We start from the raw sequence: 24306 nt of genomic DNA, 5'->3' as shown, positions 1-24306 counted from the left end.
TGAGCCGACCCGTCCAAGAGCCGACATCCTCGTTGGCGAGTACATGGACGGTCACGAGCAGTGCAAGCAGAGCGAGCAGGGCTGCTGTCATGACCGTGGTTGCCTGCATGTTGTGGAGGCGCTGTTCGGTCGTTGACGGGCTGGCCTGCCTGACCGGCGGTGTGCGTATGTAGTTCTGCCGTATGGGTGCCGACACCCATACGGCCACGGGGCGGTTGTGCGCAGGAGCTGACCTCGGAGGGCGGGTGTTGGCTGTCTGGGAGGTTGTGTTGTCAGTCGCCAGGAGTAGAGCGGGCGTGGTCCATGCTGTCGCGACCAGTGCGCAGATGGTGGCCAGCAGGGCGAGGGTGGATCTGGGGGTGAGGCCTGTGCGGTTCAGTCCAGTCCAGTCTCGGTCTTCGGGGTGTGTCGCGGCGGGCGTCGGTCGGCTGGTCTGCGGAGCACGCCGTGACGGGGCGACTGTGTTGGTGCGGCGGGCTTGGTGTCTGCCCCGGTAGGTCCATCGACTGCCCATACGCAGCTGTTGGCGGTGCTCATGTCGGGCTGCGGTCGTGGGGCTTGGGGTGTGATGGCGGGTCGGGCTGGCGGGAGCTGTTGAGGAGGGCGTGACCTCCGCGGAGGTGGAGAGGCTGTGTGGCAGGTCAGGCGATCGGGTGTCGTGGGGGAGGAAGGGCCACGGATAGCGGTATCCGGCAGAGGAGGGTGACGGCGCATGGGAGGACAGGATGTGGAGCGTCGCCTGTTCGGTGGGCGCAGGCTGGTGTGTTGAGGGGAAAGGTACGCCGCCGGTTGTTGCGGGTCGTCGCATCATCGCCGCCAACTGGACGGTGTCATCGACGGCAGGGGTCGGCGCAGGACGGCTTCGGGCCCGCCAGGTTTCGATGAGCGGAACGACGCCGAGCGCTGGCACGTTTATTGATGGCAGCCAGGCGACGATCGGTAGCAGCAGCGTGGCGTCTGTCGCAGCCGGTGGTGACGAGGCTGCCGTGGCTGGCGCGGGCCGCGGTGGGGCAGGAGTAGGAGCTTGTGTGGGTTGTGGCTGCGCGGAGGAGGTTGGCGGGTCCGGGAGAAGGATGGCTGTCTGATCGGGCACCAGCTGGTCGGCTGCGTCGTGGACGGCCGAGGGACGCCGGTAGGTGATCATTGCGTGGTGGCCGCGCAGTCCTGTGGCGAGCCGGTTGAGGGTTCTGGCGTCGAGTAGGCGGCGTATATCTGTGCTCCGGCCGTGGCGGCTCTGGGTGTCGACTGCACCTGGGAGGTGGCCTTGCGTTGTAGCCGGGGTGTCTCTGCGGGCTTGGGTGGGGAGCCAGGCGTCGAACGGCTGCTGTGTGACGGGGCGCCGCCATGGCCAGTTGGGGTTGACCGCTCTGCGGGGCAGTACCGGACCGTTCCACAGGTAGCTGCCGGCACCGTCCTCGGGTGGCGGTTCCAGTGATACCCGTGGCTTCGGGATGCGGCGTTGCGCGGCGGTCGCTATGGCTACTCGCTGGTAGGCCTGTTCCCAGTGGAGGTACTCGTCATCGGATACCTGGCACACCACCAGGAACAGACCCACCGAGTTCCAGTGGGGCAGATGGGGCCGTTGCCAGCTGACCATGTCGCCGATGGTGCTGGCAGGCAGCTTGAGATACAGGCTTTCGGCTTTGCGCTGCATCGCACGACGAGAGGGGCCACCGGTCCGTATGTGCAGGACGCACAGGGCGCGTTGCAGGTCGGCGAGCGTATTGATGTCGTGGGGACGGGGCGGGGGCGGAAGTGCCGGCCGTATCCGCGGCTCGGGAGCCCGTTTGCCGCTGCTGTGAGACGGCTGGAACGCGCAGGCCTTGCGATGTGCTTCCTGCACCCTGCTGATGTGGGGTTCGGTGAGGCGGCCGCAGCCGCGCAGGAACGATTCGCATGCCTGCCAAGTGGGCAGCTTGCGGCCGTTCATAGTGGCTGACACCGCAGAAGGGCTGCAGTGTCCCAGGTGCGCTATCGTCCGGACGCCCGGCCGACCGGCGTCGTCGTGGATCTCGCGCAGTGTGCGCGCGAGATCCACGACCGGCCCGGTCAGCTCTGGCGACAGCGGAGCCAGAGTCCGAGGCATGTTCTCTGCGCCTCGCTAGCGGCTGGTCAGTTTGAAGGCCGCGCTCATCAGTGCTACCCCACCGGCAAGAGCCAGGTAAGGTTCGCAGCCGAGGTAGACCAGGCCGAGAACGAGCAAGACCGCGATGCTCAGTGCGGCCAGCCGCACTTTGAGCGCAGCGCCGGCGATACAGCGTTGCGGCTTGCGACGTGCCTGCTTAAGGCGAGGCGGGGTGACCGAACGTCCGCGGTCGGTCGTTGAGATGGTCGACATTTATCCTCTTCGGTCGTGAAGGCCCCGTCCCGCGGTTGAGACGGGGCCCCGTCCTTGTCCGGACTGTCGAGATCGTTTACCGCTTCCCGGTGGCAGCCGGTTGGCGCGATCTCACCCAGAATGCTGATGGCCGTGCCGTTTCGATGCAAGCCAGGTGATGTGCACATCTGACGCCACGTGACCGATTCCGGTTGCCAGCCACACCGGCGTCGGCCGCAGGACGTAAAAGCCGCAGGAGGATGCCTATCAGCTCCGTGCGAACAACTTCCAGGCGTGAACGACATGCGCTCAGCGCATGTGATCGTCGGCAGCGTCATTGTTCACGTCACTGGCCGAGCAGCGGCACGTGACGGCGCCCGTCGGCGTGCATATGTTGTGAACAACGACCTACCGAAGCGTCACTCACTGTGACACGTACAGGTCGGGGAGCAACATCACGGAGCCGTATCTGTGCACGGCGGCCGTTCACGCCAGCCTGACAAGCCTAGACGCGCCTCGTGTGAACAAACGGCCCTTTCACCTGGCCGTCCGATGACGCATAGTTGAGGCGACGCTGCACCGAACCTCATAGAGGGTGATCGCTTGGTCACGTCCTTGTCCGGACACGCAACAGCGTTACGGTCATCGGCGGCACGCTGACGATGGTCGGCCGGGGTGGGCTGGCAGTGCCCACCCCGGACCTCCGCGCCAGTGGTAGGCGACCGGATCACCCCCGTGTGCGCGGGGGAGCGGACCACACTCCCACGACGCTTGAAATCGAACTGCGGATCACCCTCGCGTGCGCGGGAGCAGCGCACGCCCGCGCAGGTCCGCCCCGACCTCGGAGGATCACCCCCGCGTGCGCGGGGAGCAGTACAACGCCCTCCAGTGTGGATCAGGACACCGGATCACCTCGCCTGCGCGGGGAGCAGCCGACCCGTATCCGGGTCGGCTTCCCGGAGGAGGGATCACCCTGCGTACGCAGGGAGCAGCGCAGCGCCGTATCCAGCTGGTCCCCGGCCCACGGATCACCCCCGCGTGCGCGGGGAGCAGGACACGACGTCGACAAGCGGATGGCGGCGCTGCGGGTCACCCCCGCGTGCGGGGAGCAGCCGAACGCCTGGTCGGAGGTCTCGTGCGTGGCCGGATCACCCCCGCGTGCGCGGGGAGCAGGGCTGGGCGTGCATCTTGCTGGTCCCGTACTCGGGATCACCCCGCGTGCGCGGGGAGCAGGAAGGTCGGCTCCAGCGGCGGCAACTTCGGCGGGGATCACCCCCGCGTGCGTGGGGAGCAGTGCCCCTCGAGGTAGGTCACGAAGAATCCGGCCGGATCACCCCGAGTGCGTGGGGAGCAGACGGTGCACGACAGCGCCTTGCCGCTACCCTTCGGATCAACCCCGCGTGCGCGGGGAGCAGAGCTCGTCGTACACGAACAGCTTCTGCGCGATCGGATCAACCCCGCGTGCGCGGGGAGCAGAACCGCGTCACCTGAGCAGTGTCGCCCTATCACGGATCACCTCCGCGTGCGCGGGCAGCAGCACTGCTCCTTTTCGCGCTGCCGCTCGTGGTCCGGATCACCCCCGCATGCGCGGGGAACAGGGTAAAGACGATCGACGGCTGGGGAAAGAAGATGGATCACCCCCGCGTGCGCGGGGAGCAGACCTCCGGGACGCAAGCCATCAGCGGCAGCGCCGGATCACCCCCGCGTGCGCGGGGAGCAGTGGTATCTCAAGCAGGTCGAGTTGGCGGGTGGCGGATCACCCCCGCGTGCGCGGGGAGCAGGACTTCAACGAGTTGTCGTACCTGATCGAGGAGGGATCACCCCCGCCTGCGCGGGGAGCAGAACGAGGTCCGTGACGCCCGGACGATGGCCGACGGATCACCCCCGCGTGCGCGGGGAGCAGAGAGCTTCAGCCGGCAGAATCCCCATCTGCTCGGGATCACCCCCGCGTGCGCGGGGAGCAGCTTCAGCACCATCCGAGACGCGGCGCTGGCCGGGATCACCCCCGCGTGCGCGGGGAGCAGGTAGCGCGGTTCGCGTCCGTCGCTGGGCCACGGGGATCACCCCCGCGTGCGCGGGGAGCAGGATGTTCTCGTTCAAGCGTATCCATGAAGGCTGGGATCACCCCCGCGTGCGCGGGGAGCAGATGCTCCAGGACACCGAACCGTACAAGGCCAGGGGATCACCCCCGCGTGCGCGGGGAGCAGGCCGATCCGATGGTCGCCCACTGCATCAGGCCGGGATCACCCCCGCGTGCGCGGGGAGCAGGCGCCCGCCGGTAGGCGGACGACCTCGGCGCCCGGATCACCCCCGCGTGCGCGGGGAGCAGTTCCGCACCGCCCAGGTTGGCTCGACGATCGAAGGATCACCCCCGCGTGCGCGGGGAGCAGAGTGGTGTCGGTACTCACTTCACCCTCCGAGGGGGATCACCCCCGCGTGCGCGGGGAGCAGGACGGCGGCTCCGGAATCGGCATGACCTCGCGCGGATCACCCCCGCGTGCGCGGGGAGCAGGCGGAAGCGAACCAGATCCTGGCCTCCCGGCTGGGATCACCCCGCGTGCGCGGGGAGCAGGAGCAGAACCACGGCCGGGCGACGACGTACCGGGGATCACCCCCGCGTGCGCGGGGAGCAGCTGGTGTCGGGTCCGGTCACGCTGCAGGCTCCAGGATCACCCCCGCGTGCGCGGGGAGCAGGTGCCGGGTCGTGCCGTGCAGCTCGACCAGCTGGGATCACCCCCGCGTGCGCGGGGAGCAGGTGCCGGGTCGTGCCGTGCAGCTCGACCAGCTGGGATCACCCCCGCGTGCGCGGGGAGCAGTACGAGGCCCGGCTGGACGTGACCGGCTTCCAGGGATCACCCCCGCGTGCGCGGGGAGCAGGGCGCCAACAACCTGGTCAGCACGATCGCCCGCGGATCACCCCCGCGTGCGCGGGGAGCAGGGCGCCAACAACCTGGTCAGCACGATCGCCCGCGGATCACCCCCGCGTGCGCGGGGAGCAGGGCATCTTCCACGTCCGCAGCAGCGGCAGATACGGATCACCCCCGCGTGCGCGGGGAGCAGTCCCTGCATGTCGGCGGCGATGGCCGCCTGGTCGGATCACCCCCGCGTGCGCGGGGAGCAGGACACCTACATCCCGCTCGGATACCAGGAGCGGGGATCACCCCCGCGTGCGCGGGGAGCAGGCGACCCACACCATCGCGATCCCGCCGAACGGCGGATCACCCCCGCGTGCGCGGGGAGCAGGAGATCGCGGCGTAGGTGTCCTTGTCGAGGACCGGATCACCCCCGCGTGCGCGGGGAGCAGCTGGGGACGCCGATGGCGGCGGCGATGTAGCCGGGATCACCCCCGCGTGCGCGGGGAGCAGTCGGGCCGAGTGCTGATCCTGTGGCATGGCCGGGGATCACCCCCGCGTGCGCGGGGAGCAGTAGAGCACCCGCCACCCGGCGGGAGGACGGCAGGGATCACCCCCGCGTGCGCGGGGAGCAGATGATGCACTGATGGACCGGCCGAAGATCACGCGGATCACCCCCGCGTGCGCGGGGAGCAGACGGTCGCGACGGCGATGCAGGACGCGCTGAACGGATCACCCCCGCGTGCGCGGGGAGCAGCACACCGTCCTGCACAGCTCGGCGCTGCGCCTGGGATCACCCCCGCGTGCGCGGGGAGCAGGCGACCCAGTGGCGGCCCCGGTACGGCTTCGGCGGATCACCCCCGCGTGCGCGGGGAGCAGGTCACCCGCGGCACCAACGGCGTCACGAAGGCAGGATCACCCCCGCGTGAGCGGGGAGCAGGCCCACTTGACCAGGCCGTTCTTCGGGACGCCCGGATCACCCCCGCGTGCGCGGGGAGCAGTCCGGGATCAGCCCGTAGCCAGGCGTCTTGCCCGGATCACCCCCGCGTGCGCGGGGAGCAGTTCAGGCCCGACTTCGTGATCAGCGACGTCAGGGGATCACCCCCGCGTGCGCGGGGAGCAGGCGCACACGCAGAAGCCCTCGCTGGAACGAGGGCGGATCACCCCCGCGTGCGCGGGGAGCAGGTCTGCGCGCTGGTGTTGAGCTGGGCGGCCGAGGGATCACCCCCGCGTGCGCGGGGAGCAGTACGCCCAGCAGGACGACCAGATGCTCGCCGAGGGATCACCCCCGCGTGCGCGGGGAGCAGGCAGTAGCAGCGACCGGCCCCGGATGAGCCGAAGGATCACCCCCGCGTGCGCGGGGAGCAGCTGCTCGGCGGGGCCGAGGACATGGCCGCGTCGGGATCACCCCCGCGTGCGCGGGGAGCAGCCGTGGTGGTGCCGACCCGGGTCGGCGATCGGCGGATCACCCCCGCGTGCGCGGGGAGCAGCCGAACTGCCGGGCGTGGACCGAGGGCGCTGGGGGATCACCCCCGCGTGCGCGGGGAGCAGACCACACCGCGGCCGACACCAGGCGCAGTGACCGGATCACCCCCGCGTGCGCGGGGAGCAGAGCTGCGGATACGCGATGTTCTGTGCCGAACTGGGATCACCCCCGCGTGCGCGGGGAGCAGTCAGCGCCGCCCTGCCCGAACGTCGGCAGCGCGGGATCACCCCCGCGTGCGCGGGGAGCAGACCGTCTCCGGCGCGGTGATGGTCCACGCGTACGGATCACCCCCGCGTGCGCGGGGAGCAGCCCGGCCTGCGGCTGCCGAAGGTCGGCCTCGACGGATCACCCCCGCGTGCGCGGGGAGCAGGTCGACCGGGTCATGTCGGTCAGCGAGTGGGCCGGATCACCCCCGCGTGCGCGGGGAGCAGCGACCCCGGCCCGTGTTCAGCGGCGGCGGTCCGGGATCACCCCCGCGTGCGCGGGGAGCAGGCTGCGGCCCTGCTGCACGTGGTCGGTCATCAGGGATCACCCCCGCGTGCGCGGGGAGCAGAACCTGCTGGAACCCGACCGGATGCAACAGGTGGGATCACCCCCGCGTGCGCGGGGAGCAGGTCCGGGTGCGGGCACAGTTGGCAGGCGAGCACGGATCACCCCCGCGTGCGCGGGGAGCAGGGACAGTCGCATGGCACCGGGGCGACTCGGCAGGGATCACCCCCGCGTGCGCGGGGAGCAGGGGACTTGCGGACGTCGAACATACGCGGGCTCCGGATCACCCCCGCGTGCGCGGGGAGCAGGGCGACTGCGTGCTGTGGGGACCGGACGGCAAGGGATCACCCCCGCGTGCGCGGGGAGCAGTGTGTCTCGTGCGGCTGGGTGCCGCGCCTGGACGGATCACCCCCGCGTGCGCGGGGAGCAGGAGCAGTCGGCGTAGCGGGCGGTGACCTCGACCGGATCACCCCCGCGTGCGCGGGGAGCAGACTAATCTACCTGCGGTGCTATAGATCAACTGATCGGATTTTCGTCACTTGCTCTACATCTTCGATTGCCGGGTTCCTCACTGGCCTCTAAGTTGTCCAGAGGCGAGTCCGTCGTTAAGGCCTCTTGCCAGCCTGTCAGCCGCCTCAGCTGCCCTCAGGATAGCGGTGCGGAACGCCGCAACCCCCTTGAAGGCGTTCCCTCGTTCCTGCTGCTGTTCCAGCGGCATCATCGGTACGGTCAACCTGCGCAGATCGAAGCGGATCGTCCCCGTGCTGCTGCGTGACGTGCGCCCGGCGACTCGCGCGTTGTCGCTCTTGGACAGCATGCCTGCCACGAACCATGGATCGAGCAGGTCCGGGTTCACTCGAACCGCCTGCACGCCGGGATCGAGCGCGGCTCCGACCTGCTCGACGGTCGCGACGATGGCGACGACTTCTCGGCTGAGCACAGGAACCAGGACGTCGCCGGCCTGCACCCGGGTCAGCGCGGTCTCGTCTATCTGGCTGCTGGTCGTGGTGGGCGGGTGCCCGTTGAGGACGTCGGTGGCGGTCAGCAGTGGCAGGCTGATCGTGCCGGTGCCGGTCCTCGAGATGGACCGATGGAGTTCCAGGCTGCCGGTCCGGATGAGGTCGGCCAGTGAGATGTGCGAGGGCGCGGTCTGCCCCTGCTCACCTGGGCGTACGGCTGGGAGCTGGGCTCGTACATCACCCAGCAGGTCTTCAAACGCGCGGATGGCCGCAATCGTTCGCTCCGCGCTGTCCGCCGGGTCGGCCTGCTGAGGCAGATGTCGTCGCGGTGTGAGGTCGATCCGGTCGTCGAGCACGTCGATGGCCGGAACGATTCGGTACGTCCCCGGCATGGCGTCGGTGTCGGCCGAGTCCTGATAGGCCTTCCAGGCCTGCGCGACCATCGTCCGCAGGTTGGAGTCCTGAGGCAATGCCGCGCCGTCGACCATGAGGAGTCGGTGGCTTACCGGCTGGTGTTCGAGTGGCCGGGCGAGTACCCAGATCTGCAGCCCGATCCCGGTCGGCGGCATGAGCCCGGCGGGCAATGCGATGACCGCCTGCAGCGCTCCGCGTCGGACGAGTTCGGCGCGGATGCGGCGACCGGCGGGTCGCACCGCGCAGGCTGGTGGCATCAGCACGGTGGCCCTGCCGCCGGGCGCCAGGTGGGACAGTGCGTGCTGTATCCAGGCGAGCTCCGGCTCGGTGCGCGGCGGCATGCCGAATGCCCATCGGGGGTCGAGGGCGAGGTGTTCGTGGCCCCAGCTGTGCAGGCCGAAGGGGAAGTTGGCGGCGATGGCGGGGACCTGCAGGCCGACGAATCGGTCGTTGAGCAGGCTGTCTCCGACGCGTACGACGGGAGGCCGGGCTGAGGTCACGCCTGCTTCCCGGGCGCGTGCGTGTACGAACAGCAGGCGCAGGAGCGTGATCGTCGCGTACTGTGGCTTGATCTCCTGTCCGTGGCACTGAAGTGCGGTGCCGTCGCGTAGTGCATGTTCGGCGGCGGTGTGCAGGATGGAGCCGGTGCCGGTGGTGAAGTCGAGGATCTCGGGCACCCGGCCGAGTATCTCCACCATGAGGTCGCAGATGATCTCGGGGGTGGCTGCCAGTCCGGACATCGAGCTGGGCGACGTGACGTACTGTGTGTGCAGGTATTCGAAGGCGTGGTCGGGCGCCATCTCGGTGCTGAGTTGCTGGACGCCGCGCAGGATGGTTTGGAGCTGCTGGGGCCACTCGGTTGGCAGTAGCGGCTCGATCATGTCGGCGAGGCTGGTGTCGTGGGTGCGGGCGCGCGTCAGCAGCTGACGGGGTGAGGGCAGCTCGCCGCGTGCCGGCTTGCCGGGTGCGACTAGCAGGAGCGTTCCTGCGATGCAGAGTGCGTCGCTGAGATGGGTGGCCGGCGAATAGCCTTCGAAGTGGCGCCATAGCCACTGCTCGGTGGTGGCGGCGGTGATCTTGCCCTGTGTCTGGAGCCATTGCTCCACTGCGCGTGCGTCGAACACCGGGCTGGTCGCGGTGCCGCCGACTGGCGTCGGGAAGTCCGCGTAACGCCGGCGCCAATTGCTCACTGCTGCCCGCCCGACGTTGGCGAGTTGAGCGATACCGCTTGCGGTCAGCGTCGTGTCGCCGATGGAGGGCATGGGGTCGCTGCTCACGTCCGCACCTTAGCATCGCCCTTGTGAAGTGGCCAGCGCCATGACTGATTTTGCTGTGAACCAGCTTCACAAACAATTCGTCATTGACGTTCCGGCTGTGAAGGTGGTCTCCTAAAGCGACGGACGACCGCCGATCGGCGGTCGACAAAGAAAGGGGCCGGCATGGCACGCCGTGGCTACACGACGACGATCGGCAAGATCGCGAAGGTGAACCAGAGCCGACGCGTATCGGAGATGCGGCTGCTGACCGAGCAGCTTCGCCAGGAGCGACGCGAGCTCGCTCCGGCCGCCGCGCTCACGGCCCACACCGAAGAGGCGCCCGCGCGTCACTGATCACGCTTCGTCCTTTCCTGACAGATTCCGACATTGAAGGAGGACCATGAACACCCTTGTCAGCTTCGTTGCCGCAGGATTCGCAGTCCCTGGTTTCGTTCGTCGCGGCCGGTGCGCGCCGGTACGCCGCACGCAGCGGTAACGCCGCACCGGCGGTCGACTACTCACGGATTCGGCTCGATCCGCGCAGAGGAGCGGCGATCGCCGCGGCCTACCTGGCGGCCCCGACGCACCAGCCCGGTGCCCGTTCCGCCTACGCCGCGTTCTGCGCGGAGACGGTGCGGCAGTTCCACTTCCTCGTGGGAAGGCCCGCCAACGGCGGCTTGGGCGTAGCCGTCCGCATCGTGGACGCCGATCCTTACCCCGACCTGGAGTCGATGGTCGCCGACCTGCGCGAACGGCGGTTGAAGGTGTTCGCCAGCGCGGCATGCGGCAACCCGCACCCCTACCTCAGCGACACCGAGAATGACATGTTCCGGGCGGTGCACGACGCCTTCGGGCACGCCGCCAGCGGGCGTGGGTTCGACGCCGATGGAGAGGAAGCCGCCTGGCGCAAGCACTGCACCATGTACTCCGAACTCGCCCGACGCGCGATGACCACCGAGACCCGAGGGCAGAGCTGCGTGCTGTTCCTGCACTACCGCGGCTCCCGCTTTCCGGAGCAGAAGGCGGTATTACTGCCCCGCGCGTTCAGTGATCCGCGCTCGGTGTCTCTGGGGCTTCCGTGAGCGCCGTGATCTCATGCCGCAGCGCCAGCACCGCGGCATCGCCCGGGCCGTCCACCCGTACGCGGTCGGTGAGCAGCCGCTGCAGGACGGTCAGTGCCCGGTCGCGCTCGCCGAGCGCCGCGTGGGCGCGAGCGGTCCGCAGGCGAAACTCGAATTCCTGCCCGCTGTCGGGACCGTCCTTCCTTGCCGCCAGCATGGCTAGCCTGCGCCACTGACTTGCCGCCGGGCGGTGCTGCCCCGCCCGGTCCAGGGCATCGGCGAACTGCCTGCGCAGAGTGATCTCGTCGGCGGGCTGGAGTACGTCACCCCGTAGCGCATTCTCGAATGCCTGCAAGGCGGAGTCCGTGTGCCCGTCGGCCAGCAGCCTTCGTGCACGGTCGGCCGTCTGGGTCGGATCCGGGGGCGGGGTGGGGCGGGAGATGCCGACAATCGGGGCGGGGGAGACCCGACCGATGATCGAGCTGTAAGCCTGTGTCGCGTCAGTGTCGGGGTCGACCACACCCGGCATCGGCGGGAGTTCGGTCGCCAGGCCGGCGAGGGTGTCGTAGACCTCGCCGGCATCGGCCGGGCGATCGCTCGGAGCCTTCGCCAGCAGGGAAAGGACCAGATCCTCCAGAACCGCAGGCAGGTCGGGCCGTGCGCGGCTCGGGGGCTCGGGTGGCTGGTTGAGCTGGATGTCGTACAGCAGCGCGGGGTTGTCCTCGTCGAACGGTGGTGCACCGGTGATCAGCTCGAACAGGAGTGCGCCGAGGCCGTAGAGGTCGGTGCGGTGGGTGGGCCGCTGCGCCAGCAGCTGCTCCGGGGCCATGTAGCCGGGGGTGCCGAGTATCTGGCCGCTCTGGGTGATGCGGGAGTAGCGGTCGTCGCCGTACGCCACCGCCAGGCCGAAGTCCAGCACCTTGACGGCGCCGTTGGTGCCGAGCATGACGTTGCTCGGCTTGATGTCGCGATGCACCAGACCTAGCCGGTACGCGGCCAGCAGGACGCAGCTGATCTGGGCCCCGATCGCGGCGACCCAGGCGACGGGAAGCGCGCCCTGCTCTTCCACGAGGTCGGCGAGGTTGGTGCCTTTGACTGGCTGCAGCACCAGGTAGGGGATGCCCTCGTGGGTGCCTATGTCGTAGACGACCGGCACACCCGGATGGTCCATGCGGGCGGTGAGCCGCGCTTCGCGTTTGAACCTCTCGACCATGTCGGCCGCCAGGAATTCCTTTCGGAGCTGTTTGACCACCACCGGGCGGTCCAGGTCCCGGTCGTGTGCACGGAATACCTGGCCCATGCCGCCACTGTCGAGCGGATAGTCCTCGACGGTATACCGGTTCTTGAGGTCGGCTCCTGCGATCACCGTGATCCTCCGCCTGACTCGATGCGCAGCCGGCAAGACGCGGCCACGGGCCAGCGTATCGCCCGTAAGAAGCCATTTTCGCGCTCCGTTGCGGCCACATCGGACCCCGACGTCGCCGGCCATGGCCATCGGCGACTACCGTTGTCAAGCCCTCATGCTGGTGAATAAAGCTGTGCAAGATTTTATTTGCAAACATGGTTCACAAGTGGTCTCATGTGTCGGGTCGCATGACGCTCGGGTCGCGTCACGACAGACGGCTGCAGATCCCGAACCCGGGTCGCATGATCGACGGAGGTCCGAATGGCCGAGCTCGCCCTGGCGGTGGAGTTCCTGGCGGCGTACGCGAAACTTCAGCCCACGGTCCGGCGCGCGGTCGAGGCGGTGTTCGCCAAGTTCACCCAGCACACCGAAGCCGGACTGCATCTGGAGAAGCTGAAGGCGTCACGCGATCCCAACATCCGTACGATCCGGGTCACCGACTTCTACCGCGGCGTCGTGCTGGCGTTGGGCGGCGACCGCTACGTCCTGTACGACGTCAAGCCGCACGACGACGCGATCGCCTTCGCCACCAGCCGCGTCTTCAGCGTCAACCAGGCCCTCGGGGTCCTGGAGGTGCGGGACCAGTCCCGCCTGGAGCAGTTCGACCACGGCAGGGTACCGACGCGGACCGGACTGTTCGACACCGTCAAGACCGCCGACCTGGTCCGGCTCGGCATCGACGCCGACCTGGTGCCGATGATCAGGAAGATCGAGACCTACCAGGAGCTCGACAGCCTCACGAAGGTGCTGCCCTCACTGCAGTTCGACGTGCTCAGCGGCCTGGCCAGCGGCATGTCGGTGTCCGAGGTCTTTGCGGAGCTTTCCGAACGCATCCTCGCCGGCGAGGTCGACACCGCTGACCTGCTGGCGGCCGCGCGGCGCACGCCGGAGCGGATCAGGTTCGTGAAGGGACCGCTCGACCTCGAAGCGATCCTCGCCCATCCGTTCGACGTGTGGCGGACCTTCCTCCACCCCACGCAGCACGACATCGCCTACCACCCGCAGTACAGCGGCTCCATGCTGGTCACCGGCGGAGCGGGCACGGGCAAGACCGTCACCGGGGTGCACCGGGCCGTCTTCCTCGCCGAACGCCTTCCCGACGACGGATCGCGCATCCTGCTGACGACGTACACCCGTAAACTCGCCGAGGCCCTCGAACGGCAGCTGCGCCGACTCGCCGACGACCCGGCAGCACTCGGACGCATCGAGGTGATCAGCGTCGACCGCCTTGCCCGGCGCATCGTCAACAGCAGCCGGGGCGGCAAGCAACTGAAGATCGTGGAACAGGCCGACCTGCGGACCCTGTGGGTCGAGGCGGCCCGGCTCGGGCCCTCGTTCGTCAACTCCGTCGGCACGGTGACCGGGTTCAGCCCCGCCTTCCTCGAACGCGAGTGGGAGCAGATCATTCTGGCCCAGCGGATCGACAGTGTCGACGTCTACCTCACCGCCTCCCGCCGCGGTCGGGGCGACGCATTGCGCAGCACCCAGCGGCAGCAGGTGTGGACCGCGATCGAACAGGTCGTGGCGCAGCTGTCGCGCCGCCGCGAATGCACCTACCTGCAGCTCGCCGACGAGGCATCACGGATCGCCGAGCAGCAGCCGCCCGCATATCGGCACGTCATCGTGGATGAAGGCCAGGACCTGCACCCGGCCCAGTGGCGGCTGTTGCGGGCACTGGTCGCACCCGGACCCGACGACATGTTCCTGCTCGCCGATCCGCACCAGCGTATCTACGACAGCCAGGTGTCGCTGGCCGGGCTCGGCATCGACGTACGCGGTCGCAGCCGACGGCTCACGATCAACTATCGGACCACCCACGAGATCCTGCGGATGTCGGTCGGCGTTCTCAACGGCACCGCCGCCGTCGGCTTGGACGACGAGGCCGACTCCCTGACGGGATACCGCTCGCTCACCCGGGGCCAGACGCCGAAGCTGACCGCGCACGCCGACCGCGACGCGGAGTTCGACGCCCTCATCGAGCGCGTCGGGACCTGGTTGGAGCAGGGCGTCGAGCCCCATGCCGTCGGGGTGGCCGCCCGCACCGGCCAACTCGTCAAGAAGATCACTGCGGTGCTGCGCGAGGCCTATATCGACGTCTACGACGAGCAGACCGGAGCCGAAGGAGTGCGCGTGGACACGATGCACGGCATGAAGGGTTTGGAGTTCCAGTGCCTGGCAGTCGTCGGCCTCGACGACGCCGTCCTGCCAGCACCCAACGCGGTCATCTCGGCCACCGAAGACCCGCACGGCCATCGTCAGGACCTGCAGCGTGAGCGCTGCCTCGTCTTCGTGGCACTCACCCGCGCCCGGGACATGCTCTACCTGTCCCACAGCGGCGAACCTAGCAGCCTGCTGCAGGGGGCGGCATGACCGCCTCATCGCACGTCCGTACCTTCGGCCCATCGCTGAGCGACGCGGCCCGCTCCGTGTGGGGCAAGACCGACCGCAAGGGCACCTCCCTGCTGGGCTGGCTGCCATTGTGGCGGCATCTGGCCGACTCCGCCGACGTCGCGGGCCGGCTCTGGGACCACTGGCTCAGCCCTGCGGTCCGTCAGCGCATCGCCGGTGAACTGCCTGAAGGGGACTCCGACGGCAGGATCCTGACCCGTTGGCTCGCCGGCATCCACGACGTCGGCAAGGCCACACCGGCGTTCGCCATCCAGGCCGAACACCTCGCCGAGCGGATGCGCGACCGTGGGCTGGGCTTCGACCGCGGTGAGGTCCTCGGCGCCCGTGCCCGTGCCCGCCACGAATACGCCGGGCACATGATCGTCGGCGACTGGCTGCAGGACAGAGGCTGGCAGGATCCACACGCGTACGCAGTGGTCGTTGGCGGGCACCACGGCCTGCCGCCGTCGGACGAGGTACTGCGCGGGGTTCAGGTGCACCGGTTCCTGCTCGGCGACACGGCCTGGCAGTCGGTGCAGTGCGAGTTGCTCGGCTGGATGACCGAGCGGGTCGGGGCGGACTCCCGGCTCGGTGACTGGAGCGCCGTCAGGCTGTCCCAGCCGGTCCAGGTCGCGCTCACCGGCCTGGTGATCGTCGCTGACTGGCTCGCCAGCGCCGAGGAGTTCTTCCCGTACCAGCTAGACAGCAGCGACCGCGACCGGCTCCACGCCGGATGGGAGGCCGTCAGCCTGCCGACGCCGTGGCGGGCGGTCGCGTCCCAGCCCGGCGGGCAGCTGTTCGCCGCCCGGTTCGAGTTGCCCCCGCAGGCCGTGCCGCGACCTGTCCAGCACACCGTGGCGGAGCTGGCCGAGACGATGCCGGCACCCGGCATGATGATCGTCGAGGCGCCGATGGGGGAGGGCAAGACCGAGGCCGCGCTGGCCGCCGTCGAGATACTGGCCCGGCGTACCGGCGCGTCCGGGTGCTTCGTCGCCCTGCCCACCCGAGCCAACAGCGACGCCATGTTCACTCGGGTCCTGTCATGGCTGCGGCGCCTGCCCGACGCCGACGCCGGACGCGGCGACCGCGACGTGCGGCTGGCGCACGGCAAGGCCGCGTTCAACCCCGAATACGACGACCTGCGCCGCAACTTCCTGCCCAGTGCCATCGCCGAGGACGAGGGCGGCACCGCGATCGGTGTGCACGACTGGCTCGCCGGGCGCAAACGCGTGATGCTGTCCAGCTTCGTCATCGGCACCATCGACCAGCTGCTGTTCGCGGCACTGCGGGCCAAGCACCTGGCACTGCGGCATCTCGGCCTGGCCGGGAAAGTGGTCGTCATCGACGAGGCTCACGCCTACGACGTCTACATGAACCAGTTCCTCGACCGCACCCTCGAATGGCTCGGCGCCTACGGCGTGCCGGTGATCGTGCTGTCGGCGACGCTGCCCGCCCAGCGCCGGGCCGCGCTACTGGAAGCCTACGACCGCGGTCGCCTCGGTCCCGAACCGCCACTCACCTGGCGTGACCGGGGCAAGACGCGGGTGGACCACTACGCCGAGGTAGGCACCGATCAGCGATATCCCCTCGTCACGACCTCGGCAACAGAACGCGGCGCCATCGCGACACCGTGCCCGGGATCGGGCCGCGGTCTCGCCGTCGCCGTGCGGCCGCTCGACGACGACCTGCCGCACCTGGTCGACCTGCTCCGCACCCGGCTCGCCGACGGCGGCTGCGCGCTCGTCATTCGTAACACCGTGGCGCGGGTGCAGGAGACGGCGGCCGCGCTACGCGCCGCATACGGCGAGGAGATCGAGGTGTCGGTGGCGCACTCGCGGTTCATGGCCGCCGACCGCGCCCGCAAGGACCGCTGGCTGCGCGACAGCTTCGGGCCGCCCGGCTCCGGAGTAAGACCGCACCGTCACATCGTCGTGGCCAGCCAGGTCGCCGAGCAGTCCCTCGACATCGACTTCGACCTTCTGGTGACCGATCTGGCCCCCGTCGACCTGGTCCTGCAGCGCATGGGTCGCCTGCACCGCCACGCTCGCGCCACCCGGCCCGCTGGGGTGTCGGCGCCGACGTGTTGGGTGACCGGCGCGGACTGGACGGTACAACCCCCGCAGCCGGTCGCGGGCTCGCGACGCGTCTACGACCTGTCCACGCTGCTGCGCAGCGCGGCAGTGCTCCAGCCGCACCTGACCGGTGCCGCGCCGCTGCGGCTACCCGATGACATCGCACCGCTGACCCAGCTCGCCTACGGCACCGAGGCAGTCGGCCCAGCGGAATGGCAATCGGCGATGGCCGAGGCCAGGCAGGCGCAACAGGACACGATCACGGCCAAGGAGCAGTCGGCAAAGGGCTTCCGGCTCGCCGAGGTCGGGGAACCGGGCACCGCCGTGACGGGCTGGGCTACCGGCGGCATCGGCAAAGCCGCCGACCACGTCGCCACCGGCCATGTCCGTGACACCAGTGGGGACACGCTCGAAGTGCTGCTCCTGGTACGGACCGCGACAGGCCTCATCATCCCGCCGTGGACGGACGCGGGCGGAACCCCGGTGCCGACCGATTCGGAGCCGCGGTGGCCGCTTCCGAAGCAGATAGCCCGATGCACCCTGCCGCTGCCGCAGCGGATGACCGGAGCAGAGCGAGGCGCGCGACTCCTCGCCGAGCTCGAGCAACGCGGAGCCTTCGCCGCCTGGCAGACGAATCCGTGGCTGAGCGGCGAACTCGTCCTCGACGTAGGACCGGACGGCCGGACGAGCATCGCGGGGTTCGACCTGCACTACGACGTTCACGAGGGACTACTGGTCGGCCGTGCAGGCTGACCGCCCGACTATCGAACTCCGAGAGAGGTGGTGTCATGCCCGTATCGCAAACTTCATTCAGCCTGCTGGATGAGCCCTGGATCCCGGTTCTGGACCGGCAGACACGTCGGCGGGACGTCTCGCTGCGGCAGCTGTTCGCTGAGGCGAGCGAGATCCAGATGATCGCGTGCGAACTGCCGACGCAGACGCTCGCGGTGCTGCGGCTGGCGCTGGCCGTGCTGCATCGGGCCAGTGACGGGCCCAACGGGGAGGCGGCCTGGCGAGAGCTGTGGCACGGCCGCCAGCTTCCGCTGGCGGACGTCGAGGACTACCTGAACTCGGTCGCGGACCGGTTCGACCTGCTGCATCCGGTGCATCCGTTCTACCAGGTGGCCGACCTGCGGGCGGACAAGGACAACACCTACGGGCTTGAGCGGCTGATCGCCGACGTCCCGAACGGGCTGCCTTACCTCACGACCCGCGCGGCAGAGGGGATGACCCGGCTTAGCCCCGCTGAGGCGGCGTTGTGGCTGGTGCACTGCGAGGCATGGGATCCGTCTGGGATCAAGACCGGTGCCATGGGTGACCCACGGGTCAAAGGAGGCAGGGGTTATCCGATCGGAGTCAGCTCGCTCGGCTCGCTCGGTGCCGTGCACCTAGAAGGCGAGACGCTGCTGGAGACGCTGCTGCTCAACCTCGTGCCGATCGCGCCCGGCTGGCGTGAGCCTGACGACCGCGACCTGCCGAGCTGGGAGCGTGAGCCGCAGACTGCCGCTGAGGAGGCCGATGCGACACGCGGACCGTTCGGACTGCTCAGCCTCTACACGTGGCAGTCGCGGCGGATCCGCCTGTTCGGCGACCGGGACGGCGTCACCGGAGCGATGATCTCGAACGGTGACCGGTTCGAATGGCAGGACCGTCAGCGGCTGGAGCCGATGAGCGTGTGGGGCCGCAGTGGTCCGCGTGAAAAGGAACAGAAGAGGGTCGTGTATTTGCCGCGCCCGCACGAGCCCGCACGTTCGCTCTGGCGCGGTCTGCAAACGCTGTTGCCGCCACCACCTCCTGCGTCTGACGAGGCTCCCAAGCGACTTTCGCCGCTGGTGCTGCAGTGGCTGGCCCACCTGTGGATCACTCGCGCGGTTGACGGCGGTCTCAGGGTTCGCACACGGGCCACGAGCATCAGTTACGGCAGCAACCAGTCCGTAATCGACGAGGTGTTCAGCGACAGCCTCACCATGCACGTCCAGCTGCTCGTCGAAGGCTCCGACCTGCGTACCGCCGCCGTCGACAGCGCCGCCGACGCAGAGAAGGCCGTCGGCGAGCTGCGCAAACTCGCGGTGAACCTCGCCCGTGCGGCTGGCGGCTCCGACGCGGGCGGCGACGCCGACCGGGCCGCCGAGGAAGCGTACGCAAGGCTGGACAAGTGGTTCCGCGAGTGGCTCGCCACGCTGCGGCCCGGTACCGATCCACTGGAGGCCAGGCGGAACTGGCAGAACCGGGTGCGGCTGACGCTGGTCCGGCTCGGACGCAGCCTTGTCGACGCCGCGGGGGAGAAGGCGTGGGTCGGCCGGGTGGTCACCAACGAAGGCCGCGACACCCACTACTGCAGCCCTTTGGCCGAGGCGTGGTTCCGCAGCAAGCTCACCCAGGCACTACCGCTGGCCTCGGCGTCCATCGAGAAGAAACAGGAGGTTACGGTATGACGACCGCGGTACCCGTCCAGCGTGCCGACCCCGACCGTCCCCGAACCCCGGGACGGCCTCGCGGCCCGCTAGGCGAACACGTCGCCGCGACGATCGGGCGGCTGCAATCGAGGCTCCTCGCTGACACGCCCCAGCCGGAAGCTGTCAGCGCGCTGGCCCGATTGCGCCGCGGCATCGGCCGCGAACCCGGCTTCGACTACACCCTCGAACGCTACCTGGCGGTGCCCGAGGACCTGCTCGACCTCCGGCGCCACAACGTCGGCGAGGCGACCGACGCCGAGCACGCAGCCCACGACGCGATCACGCTTTATGCGCTGCACCAGCAGTCCCGCCGCCAGCGGATGCACATGTCCGGGCGGGGCCTGGGCCGCGGACTGGCCGATCTGATCGCCAAGTCCGGCGGGCCCGACGGCGTACGCCGCCGCTTCGCCGCCCTCGGCACCGCCACCACTTACGCCGAGACGATCCACCACCTGCGCAGCTTGATCACCATGCTGCGCGAACACGAGATCAGCCTCGACTACGGGCTACTCGCCGACGACCTGCGGACCCTGCGCCTGCCCGGCGGGCGCACCCGGATGCAGGGCGTCTGGGGACGGGAGTTCTTCCGCAGCCGACCGGCCGACCTGACCGACACCGACGCCACCACGACCACCGACGCCACCGACACCGAGGAGATCGCATCATGAGCCGCACCGTCATCGACGTCCACATCCTGCAGACCGTCCCGCCGAGCAACCTCAACCGCGACGACACCGGCTCGCCGAAGACCGCCGTCTACGGCGGTGTCCGCCGGGCCCGCGTGTCGAGCCAGGCCTGGAAGCGCGCCATGCGGCTCGCCTTCGTGGACCTGCTCGACTCCACCCAACTTGGCGAGCGCACCAAGCGCGTCGGCGAGGCGCTGGCGACCCGCATCCAGGCCCTCGACCCGGGCCTCGACGACGAGCAGGCCTCGGCGCTGGCCACCGAGGCGTTCACCGCCTCCGGTCTGGCCAAGGCCGACAAGAAGAAGGGCGAGGCCAAGGACGTCGAGTCCGGCTACCTGCTCTTCCTGAGCCGCCGCCAGCTCGACAACATCGCCGCCGCGGCGCTGGAGGGCAGCCGAGGTGGAACGCCGCTGGACAAGGCGCGGTTCAAGGCGCTGGCCGACGCCGAGCACTCGGTCGACATCGCGATGTTCGGCCGGATGGTCGCCGACATGTCTGACATCAACGTGGACGCCGCCTGCCAGGTGTCGCACGCCATCAGCGTCCACCCCGTCGACAACGAGTACGACTACTTCACCGCCGTCGACGACCGCAAGGCAGATGCCGCCGAGACCGGCGCCGGGATGATCGGCACGATCGAGTTCAACTCCTCGACGCTCTACCGGTATGCCACCCTCGACGTGGACCTGCTGCACGAGACGCTTGGCGACGCCGCGGTGACCCGCGCGGCGGTCGAGGCCTTCCTCGCCGCGTTCGTACGTAGCATGCCCACCGGCAAGCAGAACACCTTCGCCCACCGCACGCTGCCCGACGCCGTCGTTGTCCGGGTCCGCGACACCCAGCCGATCAACCTGGTGGGCGCGTTCGAGACCCCGGTCCGGGAGACCGAAGCCGCCGGCCGGATCAAGCTCGCCGCCGAGGCCCTGTCCGCACATGTTAAGAACGTCGAGCAGGCGTACGGCGAGGAGCCCGTCGCGAGCTGGGTCACGCACGTCGGCGCGCAGACCGCGGCACTGGCAGATCTCGGATCGGTGGTGCCGTTCGCCGAACTCGTCACCGAGGTGGGGGAGCAGGTCGCGGCCGCGCTCGGACGGCAGGCATGAGCGTCCTGCTGCTCAAACTGGCGGGCCCCATGCAGTCATGGGGCTCCTCCAGCCGGTTCGCCCTCCGTGGCACCGAGGTCGCACCCACCAAGAGCGGGGTGCTGGGCCTGCTGGCCGCCGCCCGGGGCATCCGCCGCACCGAGCCGATCACCGAACTGCTGGGACTCGAATTCGGGGTGCGGATCGACCAGCCCGGCCAGATCATGCGGGACTTCCAGGTCGCACGCTCACTTGACGGCCGCACCCGGTTCCCGCTGACCTACCGCTACTACCTCGCCGACGCGGTGTTCCTCGCCGCCGTAGGCGGTCCCGATGAGCTGCTGCGCGGGCTGCATGAGGCACTGTGCCGCCCGGTCTTTCCGCTGTTCCTGGGGCGCCGCTCGTGCCCACCGGCGGACAGGGTCAGCCTCGGTGTGCACGAAGGGGATGTGGACACCAAACTGGGCGACTTCCCATGGTGCGCGGCCGAGTGGTTCCGCAAGCGCGCCGACGCCAAGGTCCACCTGGAGATCATCAGAGACGCGCGGGCTGGTGAACCGACGACCGAGACCCACTGCGACGAGCCCGTCAGCTTCGACCCCGCACGCCGTCAACACTCGTGGCGGCCGGTGATCCGGCGCCACACCGAGATCCAGAACGACCTCGCCGATCGCAGCGTCGATCACGACCCGATGAGCCTGCTAGGAGGCTGAGCGATGTATCTGACCCGGTTCCGTGTCAACACGGCCCGCCGCGGGGCACGCAAGCTGCTCGGCTCCCCGCAAGCAATGCACGCCGCCATCCGTGCGGCGTTCGCCCGGCCAGAAGACTACGACCGCGACGGCACCCGCAGTCTCTGGCGACTCGACAACCCTGCCCTGGCGACCGTCCACCTGTACCTGGTCAGTCCCGGACGACCGGACCTGACCCACCTGGTCGAACAGGCCGGCTGGCCGACCACCGAGACCTGGGAGACCCGTGACTACGACCCGCTGCTCGACAAGCTGCGCGAGCAGCAGCGATGGGCGTTCCGGCTCACCGCCAACCCAAGCCACAGCGGCCGTAAGAACGCCGACGCCAAGGAGACCCAGCGCTTCGGCTACCTCCGCGAGCACGAGCAAGCCGACTGGCTGGTCAACCGCGCGGCCAAGCACGGGTTCACGATCGCCGCCCAGCAGGACGGCCAACCCAACCTGCGTCTGCACAAGCGGCAGACACAGACCTTCAATCGCGGCATGGGCACCGTCACCCTGGTCACCGCGAGCTACGACGGAGTCCTGACCGTCACCGACGTCACGGAGTTCCGGCGCGCGCTTACTGCGGGCATCGGCCACGGCAAGGCGTACGGCTGCGGTCTGCTCACCGTCGCACCGGCCACCTGAGCGCGCGATGAAGATTCCCGGCGTTCCGCCAGCGGAACTAGCCGACCTGGTACGGGCCGAAGATCGCATCAGCTTCCTCTACCTCGAACGCAGCATCGTCCACCGCGACAGCAACGCCATCACCTCCACCGACGACCGGGGTGTCATGCACATCCCGGCCGCCTCGGTGGGCGTCCTCCTGCTCGGACCGGGCACCACCATCACGCACCAGGCGATCGCCCTGCTCGCCGACCACGGCGCCACCGCCGTATGGGTCGGTGAGCGGGGCGTCCGCTACTACGCCCATGGGCGCACGCTCGCCGCTTCCAGCCGGCTGCTCGTGGCACAGGCAACGGCGGTGAGCAGCCGCGACCGCCGGCTCGCCGTCGCACGTGCCATGTATGCGATGCGCTTCCCCGGTGAGGACACCGGGTCGCTGACCATGCAGCAGCTGCGCGGCAAGGAAGGGGCACGGGTGCGCCGGTGCTACCGCGAGCACGCAGAGCGGACCGGGGTGGCGTGGCGCAGCCGCGACTACGATCGCGCTGACTTCGACAGCGGCGATCCGATCAACCAGGCGCTGTCGGCGGCGCACTCCTGCCTGTACGGGATCGTCCACGCGGTGATCGTGGCGATCGGGGCGTCGCCAGGTCTCGGGTTCGTCCACACCGGTCACGAGCGGTCGTTCGTGTATGACGTGGCCGACCTGTACAAGGCCGAGATCACCATTCCGGTCGCCTTCGACATCGCCGCAGGTGGGAGCAGCGATGTCAGTGCCGACACCCGGCGCGCGGTACGCGACCGGGTGCACGACGGTGGGCTGCTAACGCGATGCGTTCGCGACATCCGGACGCTGCTGCTGCAGACGACGCACACGGGTGAGATCGATGAGGACTGGCTCGAACCCGATGAGGTCAGGCTGTGGGATGACAGCGGGGTCGAGATCCCGTCCGGGAGGAACTACGCCGGCTCAAGTGACGTGGACTTCTGATGGTCGTCATCGTGTTGACCGTGTGCCCGTCGGGGCTTCGCGGATACCTCACCCAATGGCTGCTCGAAATCTCAGCGGGGGTGTATGTGGGGCACGTCAGTGCGCGAATCAGGGAACGGCTGTGGGAACGGGTGGTCGGAATGGCGGGTGCTGGAAGAGCGTTGATGGTCTTTCACACCCGTGGTGAGCAGCGGATGTCTTTTGTCGTACACGATCATCACTGGACGCCTGTCGACGTAGACGGAGTTACACTCATGCTTCGCCCGCTCGATGGTGGTGTCGCCAATCCGGCTTTGCGCCCAGGATGGAGCAAGGCGGGTAGACGCCGCCGATTCGGTCGCCGAGACGGCGGACGTGACGGAGAAGCGGAGGAGAAGTGAACGAAATCCGCGATGTGGATCTATAGCTTTCCAGGTCAAGAAGCCTGCTCCCCGCGCACGCGGGGGTGATCCCATGACCGCATTGCCAATCTGTGCACCGGGCGTCTGCTCCCCGCGCACGCGGGGGTGATCCGAAGGCCCCGCCCTCCCGGAGGAAGGCGGGGCCCTGCTCCCCGCGCACGCGGGGGTGATCCCTCGCCCGCGGCGAGCCGAGTCCGGGTCCTGGACTGCTCCCCGCGCACGCGGGGGTGATCCGGCGCCAACCTGCTGGCTGTGACCTGTCCGACTCTGCTCCCCGCGCACGCGGGGGTGATCCGTCGGAGGCGCAACTGATGCACAGGTGGCCACCCTGCTCCCCGCGCACGCGGGGGTGATCCGCTGGTCGTCGTGCCGCGACCAGACGTACGCCCCTGCTCCCCGCGCACGCGGGGGTGATCCGTCGAGCGTCATGGCGGCTGGCTGGTTGTAGTACTGCTCCCCGCGCACGCGGGGGTGATCCGGCGCAGATCGAGAAGGCGCGTCGACGCCTGGACTGCTCCCCGCGCACGCGGGGGTGATCCGTTCCAGGTCGCGACCGAGCAGGCAACCGACGCCTGCTCCCCGCGCACGCGGGGGTGATCCCAGCCAGACGGCGGCGGCACCGCCGAGGAC

General features: G+C 69.3%; 14 protein-coding genes and 2 CRISPR repeat arrays (1 of these 16 only partly in view). Of the genes, 11 read left to right on the top strand and 3 right to left on the bottom strand.

Features of this window, described 5'->3' with window-relative positions; all coding sequences use genetic code 11:
- Window positions 1–2101: 2101 nt before the first annotated feature.
- Together QEZ54_RS08960 and QEZ54_RS08955 are read right to left on the bottom strand one after the other, a co-directional pair.
- Window positions 2102–2338 (bottom strand): hypothetical protein, encoded by a 237-nt coding sequence (locus QEZ54_RS08960; protein ID WP_281304037.1) that lies wholly within the window; start codon window positions 2336–2338, stop codon window positions 2102–2104.
- Window positions 2339–3041: 703 nt separating this feature from the next.
- Window positions 3042–7635: direct repeats of the CRISPR family, unit length 28 nt; unit sequence GGATCACCCCCGCGTGCGCGGGGAGCAG.
- 77 nt (window positions 7636–7712) lie between these two features.
- Complete coding sequence (locus QEZ54_RS08955) at window positions 7713–9794, bottom strand: N-6 DNA methylase (RefSeq protein WP_281304036.1); 2082 nt, start codon at window positions 9792–9794, stop codon at window positions 7713–7715.
- 162 nt (window positions 9795–9956) lie between these two features.
- Between QEZ54_RS08955 and QEZ54_RS08950 the strand changes: the two genes are divergently transcribed.
- Complete coding sequence (locus QEZ54_RS08950) at window positions 9957–10127, top strand: hypothetical protein (protein ID WP_281304035.1); 171 nt, start codon at window positions 9957–9959, stop codon at window positions 10125–10127.
- A gap of 56 nt (window positions 10128–10183) precedes the next feature.
- Complete coding sequence (locus QEZ54_RS08945; protein ID WP_281304034.1) at window positions 10184–10855, top strand: hypothetical protein; 672 nt, start codon at window positions 10184–10186, stop codon at window positions 10853–10855.
- Here QEZ54_RS08945 and QEZ54_RS08940 read toward each other — a convergent pair.
- A complete protein-coding gene (locus QEZ54_RS08940; RefSeq protein ID WP_281304033.1) occupies window positions 10818–12200 on the bottom strand; it encodes a serine/threonine-protein kinase in 1383 nt (460 codons plus the stop codon). The genes QEZ54_RS08945 and QEZ54_RS08940 overlap by 38 nt on opposite strands.
- Window positions 12201–12500: 300 nt before the next feature.
- On the opposite strand from QEZ54_RS08940, the gene QEZ54_RS08935 reads away from it, so the two are divergent.
- The 9 genes from QEZ54_RS08935 to cas2e are packed head-to-tail and all read left to right on the top strand — an operon-like array spanning window position 12501 to window position 23655.
- Window positions 12501–14609, top strand: coding sequence for a UvrD-helicase domain-containing protein (locus QEZ54_RS08935; RefSeq protein ID WP_281304032.1), 2109 nt, complete (start codon window positions 12501–12503; stop codon window positions 14607–14609).
- Window positions 14606–17452 carry a CRISPR-associated endonuclease Cas3'' gene (locus tag QEZ54_RS08930; protein WP_281304031.1) on the top strand — a complete coding sequence of 949 codons (2847 nt, stop codon included), beginning with the start codon at window positions 14606–14608 and terminating at the stop codon, window positions 17450–17452. The genes QEZ54_RS08935 and QEZ54_RS08930 overlap by 4 nt, the downstream gene beginning before the upstream one ends.
- 35 nt (window positions 17453–17487) lie before the next feature.
- Entirely contained in the window at window positions 17488–19134 is a 1647-nt protein-coding gene (gene casA, locus QEZ54_RS08925; protein WP_281304030.1) for a type I-E CRISPR-associated protein Cse1/CasA, read from the top strand.
- Entirely contained in the window at window positions 19131–19823 is a 693-nt protein-coding gene (gene casB / locus QEZ54_RS08920) for a type I-E CRISPR-associated protein Cse2/CasB (RefSeq protein WP_281304029.1), read from the top strand. Before casA ends, casB begins: the two co-directional genes overlap by 4 nt.
- Entirely contained in the window at window positions 19820–20944 is a 1125-nt protein-coding gene (gene cas7e / locus QEZ54_RS08915; RefSeq protein ID WP_281304028.1) for a type I-E CRISPR-associated protein Cas7/Cse4/CasC, read from the top strand. The genes casB and cas7e overlap by 4 nt, the downstream gene beginning before the upstream one ends.
- Window positions 20941–21636, top strand: a complete 696-nt coding sequence (cas5e, locus tag QEZ54_RS08910) for a type I-E CRISPR-associated protein Cas5/CasD (protein ID WP_281304027.1) — start codon at window positions 20941–20943, stop codon at window positions 21634–21636. Before cas7e ends, cas5e begins: the two co-directional genes overlap by 4 nt.
- A 3-nt stretch (window positions 21637–21639) precedes the next feature.
- Window positions 21640–22305, top strand: a complete 666-nt coding sequence (gene cas6e / locus QEZ54_RS08905; RefSeq protein ID WP_281304026.1) for a type I-E CRISPR-associated protein Cas6/Cse3/CasE — start codon at window positions 21640–21642, stop codon at window positions 22303–22305.
- Between the two features lie 7 nt (window positions 22306–22312).
- Entirely contained in the window at window positions 22313–23275 is a 963-nt protein-coding gene (gene cas1e / locus QEZ54_RS08900) for a type I-E CRISPR-associated endonuclease Cas1e (protein ID WP_281304025.1), read from the top strand.
- Complete coding sequence (gene cas2e, locus QEZ54_RS08895) at window positions 23275–23655, top strand: type I-E CRISPR-associated endoribonuclease Cas2e (RefSeq protein ID WP_281304024.1); 381 nt, start codon at window positions 23275–23277, stop codon at window positions 23653–23655. Before cas1e ends, cas2e begins: the two co-directional genes overlap by 1 nt.
- 44 nt (window positions 23656–23699) lie before the next feature.
- A CRISPR array of direct repeats spans window positions 23700–24306; the repeat unit is 28 nt; unit sequence CTGCTCCCCGCGCACGCGGGGGTGATCC; it runs 3447 nt beyond the window's last position.

This window comes from Catellatospora sp. KI3 (assembly GCF_029948125.1).
Lineage (GTDB): Bacteria > Actinomycetota > Actinomycetes > Mycobacteriales > Micromonosporaceae > Catellatospora.
The sequence above is the reverse complement of the archived record's forward strand: the minus strand, read 5'-3'. Positions and strand labels throughout refer to the sequence as shown.